This window comes from Myroides sp. TSA_177.3, from assembly GCF_052691955.1.
Genome location: NZ_JBQZGD010000008.1, coordinates 125,931 through 141,203 on the forward strand (window position 1 = coordinate 125,931; position 15,273 = coordinate 141,203).

12 protein-coding genes are annotated in these 15,273 nt (G+C 35.1%); 8 read left to right on the forward strand and 4 right to left on the reverse strand.

Annotated elements, in window-relative coordinates; genetic code table 11:
* The first annotated feature begins 11 nt into the window (after positions 1–11).
* Positions 12–413, forward strand: a complete 402-nt coding sequence (locus tag ACUTSE_RS09920) for a DoxX family protein (protein ID WP_353102419.1) — start codon at positions 12–14, stop codon at positions 411–413.
* Positions 414–442: 29 nt separating this feature from the next.
* Here ACUTSE_RS09920 and ACUTSE_RS09925 read toward each other — a convergent pair whose 3' ends face one another.
* A complete protein-coding gene (locus ACUTSE_RS09925; RefSeq protein WP_445640106.1) occupies positions 443–1,183 on the reverse strand; it encodes a phytanoyl-CoA dioxygenase family protein in 741 nt (246 codons plus the stop codon).
* 157 nt (positions 1,184–1,340) lie between these two features.
* Here ACUTSE_RS09925 and ACUTSE_RS09930 point away from each other — a divergent pair, with 157 nt between their 5' ends.
* A complete protein-coding gene (locus ACUTSE_RS09930; protein WP_445640107.1) occupies positions 1,341–3,122 on the forward strand; it encodes a MutS-related protein in 1,782 nt (593 codons plus the stop codon).
* A gap of 82 nt (positions 3,123–3,204) precedes the next feature.
* On the opposite strand, the gene ACUTSE_RS09935 is transcribed toward ACUTSE_RS09930, so the two are convergent.
* Genes ACUTSE_RS09935 through ACUTSE_RS09945 form a run of 3 tightly spaced genes read right to left on the reverse strand, consistent with a single transcriptional unit; the run spans position 3,205 to position 7,354 of the window.
* Complete coding sequence (locus tag ACUTSE_RS09935; RefSeq protein WP_002990660.1) at positions 3,205–4,017, reverse strand: purine-nucleoside phosphorylase; 813 nt, start codon at positions 4,015–4,017, stop codon at positions 3,205–3,207.
* Positions 3,977–5,014 (reverse strand): tetraacyldisaccharide 4'-kinase, encoded by a 1,038-nt coding sequence (gene lpxK / locus ACUTSE_RS09940; RefSeq protein WP_445640108.1) that lies wholly within the window; start codon positions 5,012–5,014, stop codon positions 3,977–3,979. Before lpxK ends, ACUTSE_RS09935 begins: the two co-directional genes overlap by 41 nt.
* A gap of 27 nt (positions 5,015–5,041) precedes the next feature.
* Positions 5,042–7,354, reverse strand: a complete 2,313-nt coding sequence (locus ACUTSE_RS09945; protein ID WP_445640109.1) for a tetratricopeptide repeat protein — start codon at positions 7,352–7,354, stop codon at positions 5,042–5,044.
* 247 nt (positions 7,355–7,601) lie between these two features.
* Between ACUTSE_RS09945 and ACUTSE_RS09950 the strand changes: the two genes are divergently transcribed.
* The 6 genes from ACUTSE_RS09950 to ACUTSE_RS09975 all read left to right on the forward strand — a co-directional run bounded on the left by ACUTSE_RS09950 (position 7,602) and on the right by ACUTSE_RS09975 (position 15,228).
* Positions 7,602–8,696, forward strand: coding sequence for a Nif3-like dinuclear metal center hexameric protein (locus ACUTSE_RS09950; protein WP_445640110.1), 1,095 nt, complete (start codon positions 7,602–7,604; stop codon positions 8,694–8,696).
* A gap of 2 nt (positions 8,697–8,698) precedes the next feature.
* Positions 8,699–9,481, forward strand: coding sequence for a zinc ribbon domain-containing protein (locus ACUTSE_RS09955; RefSeq protein WP_445640111.1), 783 nt, complete (start codon positions 8,699–8,701; stop codon positions 9,479–9,481).
* Positions 9,482–9,518: 37 nt separating this feature from the next.
* A complete protein-coding gene (locus tag ACUTSE_RS09960; protein WP_445640112.1) occupies positions 9,519–10,346 on the forward strand; it encodes an alpha/beta hydrolase in 828 nt (275 codons plus the stop codon).
* Between the two features lie 49 nt (positions 10,347–10,395).
* On the forward strand, positions 10,396–11,289 hold the full coding sequence (rluF, locus tag ACUTSE_RS09965) for a 23S rRNA pseudouridine(2604) synthase RluF (protein ID WP_445640113.1): 894 nt from the start codon (positions 10,396–10,398) through the stop codon (positions 11,287–11,289).
* A 233-nt stretch (positions 11,290–11,522) separates the two neighbouring features.
* Positions 11,523–13,859, forward strand: coding sequence for a TonB-dependent receptor (locus ACUTSE_RS09970; RefSeq protein ID WP_445640114.1), 2,337 nt, complete (start codon positions 11,523–11,525; stop codon positions 13,857–13,859).
* Between the two features lie 37 nt (positions 13,860–13,896).
* Positions 13,897–15,228, forward strand: coding sequence for a DUF4374 domain-containing protein (locus ACUTSE_RS09975; protein ID WP_445640115.1), 1,332 nt, complete (start codon positions 13,897–13,899; stop codon positions 15,226–15,228).
* Positions 15,229–15,273: the final 45 nt, after the last annotated feature.

A 15,273-nucleotide genomic window follows, 5' to 3' on the forward strand; every position in this document is an offset into this window, starting at 1 on the left:
CAGAAATAATGATGAATAGAAAAGTAGACACCGGATTATTAATTAGTAGAATTGCCATTGGATTTCCCATGTTGTTTTATGGAATAGGCAAACTTATACACGGTATTGGATTTATCCAACAAACCTTGATTGATAAAGGATTACCTGGTTTCTTTGGCTATGGTGTATATGTAGGAGAAGTACTTGCCCCTATTTTATTGCTCTTAGGATGGAGAACCCGCTTAGCAGGAGCCGTATTTGCAATTAATTGTGTAACCGCTATGCTATTGGTTCAAAGTGCAGCTATTTTTAGCTTGAATGAAAACGGAGGATGGCAAGTCGAATTATTGATGATCTATGCTTTAGTAGCGGTTAGCTTATTTTTTACAGGTGGTGGGAAATATGCCTTATCCACAACGAATCAATGGGATTAAAAAAAAGCTTCTAGATAGAAGCTTTTTTTTTATAGAAATAAAGAAGAGTTAAGTTGTTTTTTTTCTGCTTCCGTCGGATGATTGTTTGGATCAATAAAAGGACGAAGGAGTGGAGTATCATCTAAAAAGATAAGGTCAAAGGAAAAACGATTGTTTCCATAAAGCCCACGATGAATCATATTCGCCGAAAAAATCAACAAATCCCCACGTTGTAGGCGAATTTGTTTTCCTCGGGCCAAAGCATCACTCGGTTGTTTTCCATTTTGCCCCAAACGGGTATCTTGTTCTGCTGGTAAATCCCAACTGCGATGTGTACCTGGAATTAACTCAATGCCTTCTTCCTCTTGGAACGGAATGCGGAAATGAAGTACATTTTGGGTGAGTATGCTTTTTTGTTGATCTTCTATAGACATACCCGTATACTGAATATCGCGATGCCAGTAATTTTTCTGCTCCTTGTTGAAAGGATCAAAAAATAATTGGGTATTTAAAAAAAGAGCCTGCTCCGGGAATAGAGCAGAAAGCAGCGGTTGAAAGCGATCGCCTGCTATAAACTTAAATAAAACCAAACGTTCCTCTTTGGTTAAGGCAGTACTCGATGTTAAACTGTGACTATTAATTAATCTCGTTCGATACTCTTCCTGATAATCAATTAACCACTGTTGATGAAACTTTTCGAGAATAGGTTCAATTTGTTGTAATTCGTTCGATTGAAAAAATTGTGGAAGATAAAAATAGCCCTCTGTAGGATATGGATTACTTGGATTCATGCGTATTGGATTCAGTAAGAGTTAAAAGTACATTATTTATTTAAGGTGTAAAATTGTTTGTGATTCTTTTCTCAAGAAGGGAAGCCTACTTGCATTATTATGTATATTTGTTAAAAACCAATACGAAAAACCCTTTTTTAAAATAAACCCTTTAGCAATGGAAATTTACGCCAAGAGACACTCCCTTTTTCAAGATAAATACAATGAGATTAGAAAAAAATACAAATTAGTAGGCGCTTTGCGTTTACTTGCTTTTTTAGGTATTGTGTATTGTTTCTATTTATCGGTATCTCGAGCAGATTACCAGTATTTATATGCAACAGGAGGACTAGTTGTTGTATTTCTTATTTTCTTGCGTATTCACGCTTCTTATTCCTGGAAGATGCGTTATGCGGAAGCTTTAATGCAAATTAACCAAGAAGAAGATCAGTTTCTAAAAGAAGATCAATGGGCATTTGAAGATGGAGCCGCCTTTCATACTCCAGATCATCCCTATGCGTATGATTTAGATATTTTTGGCCCTCGATCCATTTATCAATACCTCAATCGAACCGCTTCTTATAAAGGAAAGGAATATTTGGCAACGCTTTTAAAAAGTAGAAGCACCAAAGCAGATATCCTGAAAAACCAAGAAGTAATCAAAGAGTTATCACAAAAGGTAGAGTGGAGACATGAGATTTATGCCTATAGTAAGTTGTCTAACTTAAGTAAGGAAGCTTATGAACGTTTAAAATCATGGAGTGAATCCAAAGTAAATGAATTGAGTAAGGTTTCTCTCATTTTAGCCTATGTGTTGCCTTTGATTTTTGTTATATCGTCGATTGGATTCTTTTTTGATTCAACTAATATCGTTTGGGGGTATATTGCTTCTACTGTTTTTTCATTCAACTTGATTTGTGCGCTTTCAAAAGTACGCGCGATTCAAATTGAATTGGGCGGTGTTGAAAAAATACATGAAACCATTGAAAGTTATAGTTCGATTATCAAGCGCATTGAAAAGGAAGAATTTGCTACAGCACGCATGAAGGAGTATTTGAAAGAAATCAAAAGTGATTCTTTTAAAGCAAGTACAGAATTGAAAAAACTATCGCGTCTATTTGAACAATTGGAAACGGTAGCTAACTTGTTTGTTTCTATTTTGTTTAATGGTTTGTTTCAATTTCATGTACACGTTCTGCATAAATTCCTGAAATGGAAGAAAGAAAAAGGGGGACTGGTATTAACTGTTATTGATATTGTAGGTGAGGTAGAAGCTTTTAACTCATTAGGGAATTATTCCTATAACAACAGAAGTTATACGTTTCCTGTTCTAAATGAGACCAAACAAATGTCTTTTCAAAATTTAGGGCATCCCTTATTACATGCAAAGAAACGCGTAACCAATGATATTGATTTTTCGAATCAGCGTTTTGTTATTCTAACAGGATCTAATATGTCAGGAAAGAGTACTTTCTTGAGAACCATAGGAGTGAATCTCGTTTTAGCGGGAATAGGAGCGCCTATTTGTGCAACAAAAGCAACATTCTTTCCTTTGCCGTTATTGGTTTCGATGCGATTAACGGATTCCTTAGAGGATAGTGAGTCTTACTTCTATGCAGAGGTGAAACGACTGAAGATGATTATTGAACAAGTACAAAGTGAATCGTGTTTTGTCTTATTGGATGAAATTTTACGAGGAACCAATTCCGATGATAAACAAAGTGGAACTATTGGGGTTATTCTCAAATTGATTCGCGAGCAAACTTATGGAATGATCGCAACCCACGATTTAGAAGTGTGTAATACCACAAATGATTATCCAGAAATCTTGATGAATAAGTGCTTCGAAGTAGAAATTAAAAATGATGATTTACACTTTGATTATAAAATACGAGATGGAATCTGTCAAAATAAGAATGCAACTTTTATTATGAAGAAAATGCAGATTATTGATTATTGATTAATGGGTTAAGGGTTAAGGGTTAACCGTATACTGTAAACTTAAAAAAGGCTATCAATGGATAAATTGATAGCCTTTTTTATTATAACTTAGAAACTAGTTCGTTGATTAGATCACGGGCAATAGGTTCTGCCGCTTGTACTGCTTTGAGTACTTCATCGTGATTTACATCGGCAATCCCATCTTCATTACCCATATCGGAAATCACAGAAATACCGAAGATTTTCATATCCATGTGACGGGCTACAATTACTTCAGGAACTGTTGACATCCCTACACAATCTCCACCAACTACGCGAACCATTTTATATTCCGCTAGTGTTTCGAAAGTAGGGCCTTGTAAACCGTAATACACTCCTTCTTTGATGTCGTAGTTTTTTGCTTTTGCGATTACTTTCGCTTGCTCAATAATACTCTTCGTATAGACTTCGTTCATGTTAACAAAACGAGGGCCAAAACGCTCGTCATTGTGACCGCGTAAAGGATGATCTGGAAAAGCATTGATGTGGTCTTTGATAATCATGATATCTCCCACTTTAAAGGAAGGATTTACTCCTCCAGAAGCATTTGATACAATCAAAGTTTCTACACCTAAATATTTCATCACGCGAATAGGAAATACCGTTGTTTTAATATCATATCCTTCGTAATAGTGAAAACGACCTTGCATCGCAACAATCTTTTTTCCTCCTAGTGTACCAAAAATTAAAGCACCTTTGTGCCCTTGAACAGTAGATACTGGAAAATTGGGAATATCTGCATAAGAAATCTCATGCTCAATAGCGATATCCGCTGTTAGATTACCTAATCCAGAACCTAAAACGATACCAATTTCAGGTTTAAAATTCGTTTTTTCAATGATGAATTGAACGGTTTCTTGTACTTTCTCCCACATAGTTTAAAATTTTAGCATCAAACGCTTCGCTATTAGTTAAGAATGCAGTTTGAATGGGTAAATAAAATAATTGGCTTTCAGGAAGAAGACCTTGGAGTCGAACGTAATCCTTTTCCGTTGTAATGATTTTCTTTCCTTGTGCTTTATTCAAAATTAATTCAATATCAGTAGACGAAAAATGATGATGGTCAGGAAAAGTTAAACATGTCGTTGTATCCTTTTTTAAATGATCAAAAAAGGATTGCGGTTTTGCAATGCCTGCCACTAAAATAAAGTCGTCCTGAATTAGTTGAGTAACCTCCACTGAATCAGACTTTGAATATGCAATTTTACTAAAATCAATATACGTAAAAAAAGACAATTGTCCTTGCTTTAGATGTAATTCTTGTGTTATGCTTTTTTGTTGTGCTGCGCTGAGGTCTTTTGGACATTTGGTAATCACAATAATATCGGCGCGTTTCGCTCCTTTTCTCGATTCGCGTAGATTTCCTGTGGGTAACATAAAATCGTGGAAATACGGATCGTCATAAGTAGTGAGTAATACATATAGTCCTCCTTGAAAAGCGAGGTGTTGAAAGGCATCGTCCAAGACGATCACTTCCGTTTGTGGTTTTTCTTCTAAGATACGACGAACCCCATTGACGCGCTTGGCATCCACAGCAACATCGATGTTATCAAATTTACAGTGATACTGAAAAGGTTCATCGCCAATTTGTTCCATGGTTGTTTGTGTATCAGCCAAAAAGAATCCTTCGCTCTTTCTTTTATACCCTCTACTCAATGTGGTTGTTTGATATTGATCTTTCAACAAGCGGATAATGTACTCCACCATGGGCGTTTTTCCAGTTCCACCCACACTGAGGTTTCCAACTACAATCGTCGGAATAGCAAAGGAAGTACGCTTGAATAGACCAATCGTATAAAACCAATTGCGCAAGCTGGTAATGCCTCCATAAAGGATAGCAAAAGGAAAAAGTAAAAGGCGAAGTAATTTCATCCTACGAAAGTATCAATTTTTCCTCTCTTATTTTAATTTTTGTTGGGTTTCTCTTACTTTCCAATGGGTCGAATCAAAGTATTTGTTGTAAATCGCCAAGGCTTTTTGATACTGCTGTTGGGCTAGATCTCTCTCTCCTTTTTTAATGGCTAAATCACCAAAAGCCACATAAAGATCACCAAAGGTAGGATGATCAGCTTTAAAAAACTGTTGGTTGATTTTTAACGATCGATCTAATTTATCTTTTGCTTCGGCTAATTTTCCTTCTCGTGTATTCAATACTCCGTAATTCAAGTACACTTGAGCTGTGAAGGGATTATTGTCCGAGTAAATTTGTTGGTAAAATAACAAAGACTCACTAAACATTGCATCCGATAGGGCATAGTTTTTTCGATCCATTTCAATTAATCCTAAACCATTTAAAGCAAATGCACGTATAGTTGAAGGTGTGACATCAAGTTTTGTTGTGAGTTGTATTACTTTTTTATATAGTGTGTCCGCTTCTGTTAAACGGCCTTGGTGATAGGCAACATAGGCTGTCTGATTGAGAACGTTAGTATGACTTAATGTTGTTGGTTGTTTTGTACCTAAAGTCATATGACTAGCTTCCTGAATGTGTAATTGAGCTTTAGAAAGATTCCCGCGAATTAACTCCAAGTCAGACAAACTAATTAAAGTAAGAGGTACGTTGTGGATCACTATTCCTTGATTTTTATTGTAAATATCTAAAACCTTTTGATACTGAGCATCCGCAGTACGGTAGTTTCCAAGCAATTTATTTAAATCACCGATGACTTTTAAGTTGTAAGCGTAAATATCTGTGTTTTCCCCAAGTGTTTGAGCTGTTAATTTTAAGGAAGTACTTAGTGTTTTCTCTGCTTTTTTCAACTGCCCTAATGCTAACTCTATTTGACCAAGAAGAATAGAACTTTCTATTAGTTTAAATGTTTGGATGGGATTGGTATTTTCAAGACAATGAACACATTCATTGAGCGTAACTACTGCAACCTCAAATTGATTCATTCTGAATTGACATAATGCTTCGATTGAACGAAAAATACAATAATTCGAATCAGTTTTATTAACTATATTTCGTGCTTTTTCAAGGGTTTGTAAAGCTAGTTTTAAATTGTCTTGTGCGAGATAGTTAATCGTCTGCGCATGATATGATTTTAGTATTATTTCTCGATGTATAGTAGTTTGTTTTTCTTTGAGTAAATCAGTTATAATTCTTTCGTATATAGTAGTAGATATTTCATATTCATATTGTGACGAGAATAACACGGCTAGATTGTTGTAATAACTAGCAACAGTTAAATCGATAGCTTCTTGATCTGTTATCTTATGGTAGTTATCAATGGCTTGTAGGAAAAATGCAGCTGCTAATTCTATTTTGTTTAAACCTTTATAACAATTAGCAATCATAATCAACGTTTTAGATTTTTCTTCTTTCCAGTATTGCAGTCTTATCTCAGGAGTAGTTAAGTATTTATAAGCGGTTAGATAATTAGCTAATGCTCCTTTTAAATTGAGTTGATTATACAAGTTATCTGCTTTACATACATAAGCACTATATAATGTGGAATAGGTTCTACTAATAGGAGCAAGGTGTATTTCACCTTCGTATTTTTCAATTAGCTCAATTGCTTCTATACTTAAATTGACAGTTCTATCTTGATTGAGTTCATTAAAAATAATTTCTCTGGTTTGATAGTTTTGCTCTTCCATCTCCGTTTTTTTAATGAGTTCTCTAGCATGTCGATTTGCTTTTAAGGCAAGGGCAATAGCTGTATCACAATCATCTTGATCTATTGCAGTTTCTGACTCATAGGTATAATCCATCATCAAAAGATTATTGGTCAAAAATTCATCTCCTTTATTTAATTGAATCAATATTTTTCGATATGGTCGAAATGTTTCAGGAGTATAAAGAAAAAAAGAACAAATAACAGAAAGTACGAGCCCGCGATAAAAAATAGATTTTATATCAACTTTTATTTTATCCGTTTTTCTATAGATAAAAAGATAAATCCCCAATCCAATGGTCAATAGAATTGTTGGAATTGGGAGATAAACATAAATCTCAGAAGCTTGTAGTTGAATTGCACTAGGTAGTGTAGTTAGAGCAAGTGCAAATAGAACACCTGCAGAAATTGGCAGATATGTTTGCTTTGTTTCCTGTGTATTAAAGATCCAGTAACTTCTAATGAAATAGGAAATGGCTAGAATCCATATAGTTAAGAAGAAGGGAGTAGATGTGATATGTGCTATTGGAAATAAAAGATAGATGCTAAATAGAATCGCAATAATTTGTAATAATCTTTTCTCGTATTTTTTCAAGAGGTGAAAATTAATAGGATTAGTAAGTAGTGTTTGAATGATACGAAAGTAACCTATTTTACAGATATTAACATAAAATTAGGTTAGATTCTTTATTCTGTTTTTTAATGGGAATATTTTTCTTACATTCAACACAGTAATGCTGAACGATTTTTCAAAGCATGCGTTTGTATTAGCGTTGTTTTCAACTTGAGCAAGGGATTTTGTATCTTTGAAAAAGAAATAAAGCACAGAACGATAATTGAATATGAAAGTAAAAAATATTATTCCTATTTTAGAAGAATTAGCGCCTTTAGGCTATGCAGAAGATTTTGATAACGTTGGCTTGTTGGTCGGGAATATGGAGCAAGAAGTAAACGGTATTTTGGTTTGTCACGATGCATTGGAAAACGTAGTGGAGGAAGCAATAGCACAAAGCTGTAACTTCATCGTTTGTTTTCATCCGATTCTTTTTTCGGGATTGAAGAAAATTACAGGAAAGAATTACGTTGAACGCGCGGTGATTAAAGCAATAAAAAACGACATTGCTATTTACGCCATTCACACGGCTTTAGACAATCACCAAGAAGGGGTGAATAAAATATTTTGCACGACCTTAGGTTTAGAGCAAACCCGAATCTTAATACCCAAAGAGCAGTACATTCAGAAATTAGTGACGTATGTACCTATACAACACACAGAAAAGGTACGTCAAGCTTTATTTGCTGCTGGAGCAGGAGCGATTGGAAACTATGATCATTGTAGTTTTATATCAGAAGGAAAAGGCAGTTTTAGAGGAAATGAGCACAGCAATCCCGTTATTGGGCAAGCAGGAGTAGAGGAGATAGTAGAAGAACACAAGGTTGAGGTGACCTATGAAAAACACCTACAAGGAAAAGTGCTGAGTGCCTTGTTTCAAGCACATCCTTATGAAGAAGTAGCCTATGAGGTTTATAATCTAGCCAATAAATTGCAAAACGTTGGAATGGGAATGATAGGTGAATTAAAAGAACCAATGGATGAAATCGCCTTTTTACAAATGGTAAAAGAAAAAACAGGTACAGGTGGAATTCGCCATAGTGCCTTATTAAACAAACCCATTCAAAAAGTTGCGGTGTTGGGTGGTTCAGGAAGTTTTGCCATAAAAGCAGCCTTACAACAAAAAGCAGATGCATTTATTACGGCAGATTTAAAATACCATCAATTTTATGAGTCTGAAAATCAGCTAGTTTTAGCCGATATTGGTCATTTTGAGAGTGAAAGATATACAAAAAATTATATAGTTGAGTTTCTTTCAAAAAAAATGCCTAATTTTGCAGTTATTTTATCAACAGTAAATACGAATCCAGTTAACTACTTATAACGATGACAAAGAAAAAAGAATTAACGGTTGAAGAGAAATTAAGAGCGCTTTACGACTTACAATTGATTGACTCAAGAATCGATGAAATCAGAAATATGAGAGGAGAGCTACCTCTTGAAGTTGAAGACCTAAAAGACGAAGTTGCTGGACTTAACAAACGCTTAGAAAAACTTCATGCAGATTTAAATGGCATCGAAAGTGGTATTAAAGAAAAAAAGAATGCCATTGAAGAGTTTAAAGAAGCAATTAAAAAGTACACTGAGCAACAAAACGAAGTGAAAAATAACAGAGAGTTCAACTCTTTAGAAAAAGAGATTGAATTTCAAAAGTTAGAAATCGAACTTGCTGAAAAACACATCCGTGAAATGAAAGTAAGTATCGAGAATAAAAAGAGCAACATTGCACAAACAGACGAGCGTTTAACTGCACGTAATGAGCACTTAACTCATATTGAGGCTGAGTTGAAAAACATTATGTCAGAAACAGAACGTGAAGAGCAAACGTTGTTAGCTAAATCAGACGAGTTCAAAGAAGATATCGAAGATCGTTTGTTAAACGCTTATATGAGAATTAGAGGCGGAGTGAAAAACGGATTAGCAGTTGTTTCAATTGAAAGAGGAGCTTCTGTAGGATCTTACTTTACTATTCCACCACAAACGCAAGTAGAAATTGCAGCACGTAAAAAAATCATCACAGATGAGCACAGTGGACGTATTCTTGTTGATAGCGCTTTAGCTGAAGAAGAAAGAGAAAAAATCGATGCAATCATTGCAAGTTTAAAATAATAGTATAAGCCTCTTTTTAGAGGCTTTTCTTTTTTGTATGGAAAAAGTAGTAGGTGCCCTAATCAATGTTATTAGCTTATGCTCGATGCAAACAGCCTTGCATTGGGTGCACAAACTTTTTGCTACTCCGCGAAAAGGAAAACTGAATCCCAAACATCTACCTGCCTTTCTAAAACAAGCAGAGTCGAGTTTCTTCTGGTATAAAAATGAAAAGGTCTATACCTATCAGTGGAACGCAAAAGCGACGGAGAAGCCGTTAATCTTGCTTATTCACGGGTGGGAAAGCAATAGCGCCCGATGGGAAGCCTTGTGTACTTACTTGGGCGATCAATTTCGTTTTGTAGCCGTTGATGCCCCTAGTTTGGGGATGAGCTATGGCAAAAATCTAAGCGTCAAAAATTATCAAGAAGTTATTGATCTAGCCTTGGAAACATTCCAACCTCAGTTTGTCATTGGACATTCTTTAGGTGCGTTTGCCCTCTTTCAGCAGATAAGTGAAGGCGAATATCCCTGGCTTCAAAAAGTGGTTATCATGGGAGCCTTTGATCGCTTTGAAGTGATTCTGTCACATTATTATGCTCTTTTAGGCTATTCGAAACGCGTAAAAGAAGCGTATCATGATTATATTGAACACTTAATTAATAAACCTCTAGCTTCCTATTGTAGTGCTGAAGCCGTACAATTCGTTGAGGTACCTGTTTTGTGTATTCACGATAAAGAAGATCCTCAAGTATCCTTTGAAGAAGCAGAAAGCTTTCATCAAGCATTACTACACAAAAAAAATCTAGTGGTTTCAACGACAAACCTAGGACATAGCCTACAAGATGAAGCTGTTTTTAAAACAATTCAAGCGTTTTTTAGCTAGAATGTATTTCTTTGTATAAGTAACGAAATTTATTATTTACTTTTGCGCTATGGAAAATCAAGAAACGCGTTTAAATAAATATTTATCAGAAGTTGGCTTTTGCTCAAGAAGAGAAGCAGACCGATTAATCGAAGAAGGACGCATTACAGTTAATGGAAAATCACCTGAATTGGGATTAAAGGTTACCGATGCAGATGAAATTCGCGTGAATGGTAAACTAATTCGTCAAACCGATGAAGACTTTGTTTACTTAGCCTTTAATAAACCAGTAGGGATTGAATGTACCACCAACAAAAAGGTGAGAGATAATATTGTGGATTATATCAATTATCCAAAGCGTATTTTTCCAGTAGGACGTTTGGATAAAGACAGTGAAGGATTAATCATCATGACGAATGATGGAGATATTGTCAATAAAATCCTACGCCAGAAAAACAACCACGAAAAAGAATATATTGTCACAGTGAATAAACCCATTACCGATCGTTTTATTCAGCGTATGGGACAAGGTGTGCCTATCTTAGACACAATCACCAAAGAATGTAGAGTAGAACGCATCAGTCGTTTTGTATTCCGAATCTTCTTAACACAAGGATTGAATCGACAAATTCGACGTATGTGTGAATATTTTGATTATGATGTAGTTGCTCTTAAACGCATTCGTATTATCAATATTAGTTTGGATGTTCCGGTAGGACAATATCGCGAAATTACTGCCGCAGAATTGGCCGAATTAAATCGCTTAATTGAGCCATCAAGCAAAACAGAAGAAGCAAGCTTGACCCAAGAATCGACAGATCAAGCGAACAGTTATTCAACTGAAAATATAACCCAACAAGGCGAAAGAAGACCCAAAAAGAAGTTCGACAGAGAGCGAAATAATTCAAAAAAAGCGGGTCCAACATTGCGAAATGAACGAATTTCAAGACGAAGAGAGAATTAATTTTTAATTCTCTTTTTTTGTTTTTTGCTGTTACATCTTTATTATTTCCCTCCCTTTTCCTTATTATTTTAACCTCCTTGGACAATACTGTTCGAATATTTTTGTGGCTAAAATCTCCTTATTTAAATTTAGTCTAATTTATTTTTAGATATGTTAAAAAAGTCTATATATTTGCTTCTGTTTATAATAAGTCTAAATAAACATATTTACTAATCTATTTCAATTTCTTAGTAATGAGGAAATTTCTATTATTAACAGTCTGTATACTTGGTCAAATACTTGCTGTTCAAGCGCAACATAAACCAACCATGATATCTGGGATTGTCCAAGATGAAAAAGGAAAACCAATTGATTTTGCTACCATTATTTTAATGGATACAAAGAAAAATGATTTGACGGATGAGCAAGGTGCATTTAGGTTGAAATTAGGTTCTGGTGGAACATATAAGCTTGTAGTTCAACACGTAAGTTATGAGACTAAAGAGATGAATGTCAAAGTAGAAGATGGAGGGCATGTGAAGCAAAACATCGTTTTAAGAGCAAAGGAAGCTATTTTAGATGATGTTGTACTCCAAGTGAAGAAGCCTATAGAAAAAGTAAGAGAATCAGCGTATAATGTGATTGCTATTGATGCCAAGCCTTTATACAATTCTTCTTTAGACGTTTCGGGAGCGTTAGATCGTGTATCTGGAGTGAAAGTGAGAAGAGATGGAGCGGAAGGTTCTGATTATACGTTTTCAATGAATGGTTTCAGTGGACGTCATATTCGATTTTTTATGGATGGAGTTCCGATGGAAGGATTTGGAAGTGAATTCAAAATCAACAACCTACCTATTACGATGGTGGATCGTATAGAAGTATACAAAGGGGTTGTTCCAGTAGAATTTGGTTCAGACGCCTTAGGTGGTGCAGTTAATATTATTACCAACAAATCCAAAGAAACGAAGATTGATGCTTCTTTTACAACAGGATCTTTTAATACATACAAAAGTCACTTGAATGTGAGTAAAGTATTCGATAACGGCATGACTTTCCAAGTAAATGCTTTTCAAAATTACTCAGACAATAATTACAAAGTATATGTGCCAGTTGCCAATTTAAAAACAGGGGTATATTCCAAAGAAAAAAAATGGGTAAAACGTTTCAATGACCGTTTTCAAACGGCAACTGTTGTGGCGAAAGTAGGGGTATTAGATAAATCTTATGCCGATCGTTTATTGATTGGATTTACCTACGGAGAAGGAAAAAAAGGTGTGCAAACCGGAACGATTATGGAAAAAGTATTCGGACAGAAAAAGCGCCGTTCTGTAACGATTATGCCTTCCTTAGAATATAGTAAGCGCAATTTATTTACGGAAGGATTAGATGTTGCCTTGACGTCAAATTACAACGGTGGATACAACCAAAATATCGATACTTCTCGATATAAATACAATTGGGCTGGTGAGCGTATCAAAACGATGAAGAGAGGTGAATCTGGAGGAGGCCCTTCTTTAGTGAAATTCTTTGACCACAACGGATCTACTACAGCGAATGTAAGCTATAAAGTAAATGACAAGCATTCTTTTAGTTTGAATAATGTGATTTATTACTTCAATAGAAAAACAGAAGATCCGCTAGCTGTAAAAGAAACAGAAAGCGAGAAGAAAAGTGAAACGACACGCAGAAGTTTAAAAAATATTACTGCGTTATCATACCGATACAATATCCTAGACAATTTGAATGTCTCTGTATTTGGAAAACACTATTCGATCAAACATACGTATTTAAGTGAAAGTACCAGTGTAGACAAAAGTGGATATGGAATTGCAGCAACTTATTTATGGAAGGATTTTCAAGTGAAATCTTCTTTTGAAAAAACCTATCGCTTACCTACAGATAGTGAATTATTCGGTGATGGTGATATGGTTTGGGGAAATACAGATTTGAAGCCAGAAGCAGGAAATAACTACAACTTCAATTTAAGCTATTCTACTGTTTTAGATAAAGTACACGCTGTTTTTGCTGATGCTGGTTTTGTATACCGCAAAACGGAAGATTATATTCGAAGCAACCCCTACGGATCAGGTTCACGCGCATCTAGTGTGAATATTGGAGGAGTAGAAAGTGTAGGATTAAATGTTGAAGCTCGTTATGTATACAATGATTTCTTACAACTAGGAGGAAGTTTAACGACGCAAAGTATTCGAAGTAAACAAAAATATGCCATTGGCAGTGATGAACTCAATTCATACTACAATGAACGTATTCCCAATGAACCTTACTTCTTTGGATCTTTAGATGCTGGTTTTCTATTCAAAGATGTAATTGTTAAAGGAAATAATTTAAACGTAGGATACAACCTGCGCTATATTGATCATTACAGCTATGATTTCAGTAGTATTGGAGAGAACCCAATTTGGATTCCTTCTCAAATAGTACATGATCTTAGTGCATCGTATAGTTTTTTCAACAACAGTTTACATGCAACTGTTGAAGCGAATAATGTTTTCGACAAATTGGCGTATGACAATTATAGTTTTCAAAAACCAGGAAGAAGCTTCATGTTTAAAATACGCTATAGCTACTAAAAATAACTAAAGTAATAATCTATAATATCAAATTAAAATGAAAAAAAGAGTTCTATCTACAGTTGTATTAGCTTTTTTAGTTAGTGCATTTACTTTGACAAGCTGTTCAAGTGATGATAATTCAAAACCTGGAGGAGGAGATGATGATGAGGTAATTGATGATGGGGACAGAGAACCAGAAGATTTAATTGGTACGAAATATATCTTAGGTGCAAGTGCTTCAAAAACAAACTTATTGTTAGAAGTTGATAACCTAAAAGAAGGATCAATTAGTGTAAGAGGAAACGGAAAAACGGCCTTAGGTAAAAATATCTATATGTTTAAAGATTTACGCGCGTATGTCTTTGAATACAGAAAAGGAGATCCTTCTGGAATGCAAAGCTGGTTGTTAAACAAAGACTTGCGTTTACAAGAAAATACCTTAGTAGATTTACCAAATAGAGAGGAGTTTATCCAACCGTTCGGACGTTTTATGATCTCGACTACAGGAGGAATTGAATTAGAAAATGGTAAAAAAGGACAAGCATTTAACTTTATCAATGGGGTTACAGGAGCAATTGAATTTACTTCATTTGTCAATGTAGAAAATATTGCAGAGCAAGGAGAATATGCAAACTTTGCAGGATTGGAAGATATTGGAAATGACCGTTTTGTAATGGCTATTGAGCCATTTAAAATCACTGCCAATAGCGACCAAGATAATACCTCTAATTTTAGAGATAGAGCTTGGTTGGCTATCTTTAAATTGGATATGTCACAAGCACCAGAAAATAGAGTAGTCTTAGAAGATGTTGTAAAAGATGATCGCATGAGCTTTGCTGTTGCACGTTACAGATCAAGTCGTGTATCTACAATTGGTAAAGGAGCGAGTGGTGATATTTATGTATTCTCGCCTTCAGCGATGATTAGCCAAGAAAAAGGAGCATTCTCTACAAAACCTTCAGCTGTATTGAAATTTGACAAGAATACGTTGAAATTTGATAGTTCATACTATTTTGATTTAGAAGCAAAATCAGGCGGACATAAAGTATACAAAGTATATGCTGTAGGGAAAGACCAATTTATCTTGAACATGTTTGCGAATACAGACCAATCTTGGAATATGGCACCAGCAAATAAACTAGCTTTATTTAATGCAAAAACTGGACAATTCCAATGGATTGACGGTTTAGAAGATCCAGCGTTAATTGCTGAAATCGGAACGCCTTATGTGGAAGGAGATGAGGTATTTGTACCTATTACTGCAGCAGCGAAATCTTACGTTTACTTGTTAAATAGAACGACTGCAACCTTTACAAAAGGGTTAGAAATTAAAGATCTAGGTGATGGAACAGTAGGAAATGTTGTGAAAATTGCCTCGTATAAATAATTTATTTATTGTTATTCATTTGTAATTAGTTAGCCAAAAGAGCTT

Excerpts from the sequence above, each read along its gene's own strand:
- ACUTSE_RS09960 (WP_445640112.1), top strand. The coding sequence starts at position 9,519 with ATGGAAAAAGTAGTAGGTGCCCTAATCAATGTTATTAGCTTATGCTCG.
- ACUTSE_RS09920 (WP_353102419.1), top strand. The coding sequence starts at position 12 with ATGAATAGAAAAGTAGACACCGGATTATTAATTAGTAGAATTGCCATT.
- ACUTSE_RS09930 (WP_445640107.1), top strand. The coding sequence starts at position 1,341 with ATGGAAATTTACGCCAAGAGACACTCCCTTTTTCAAGATAAATACAAT.
- ACUTSE_RS09935 (WP_002990660.1), bottom strand. The coding sequence starts at position 4,017 with ATGTGGGAGAAAGTACAAGAAACCGTTCAATTCATCATTGAAAAAACG.
- ACUTSE_RS09975 (WP_445640115.1), top strand. The coding sequence starts at position 13,897 with ATGAAAAAAAGAGTTCTATCTACAGTTGTATTAGCTTTTTTAGTTAGT.
- lpxK (WP_445640108.1), bottom strand. The coding sequence starts at position 5,014 with ATGAAATTACTTCGCCTTTTACTTTTTCCTTTTGCTATCCTTTATGGA.
- ACUTSE_RS09955 (WP_445640111.1), top strand. The coding sequence starts at position 8,699 with ATGACAAAGAAAAAAGAATTAACGGTTGAAGAGAAATTAAGAGCGCTT.
- ACUTSE_RS09950 (WP_445640110.1), top strand. The coding sequence starts at position 7,602 with ATGAAAGTAAAAAATATTATTCCTATTTTAGAAGAATTAGCGCCTTTA.
- ACUTSE_RS09970 (WP_445640114.1), top strand. The coding sequence starts at position 11,523 with ATGAGGAAATTTCTATTATTAACAGTCTGTATACTTGGTCAAATACTT.
- rluF (WP_445640113.1), top strand. The coding sequence starts at position 10,396 with ATGGAAAATCAAGAAACGCGTTTAAATAAATATTTATCAGAAGTTGGC.
- ACUTSE_RS09925 (WP_445640106.1), bottom strand. The coding sequence starts at position 1,183 with ATGAATCCAAGTAATCCATATCCTACAGAGGGCTATTTTTATCTTCCA.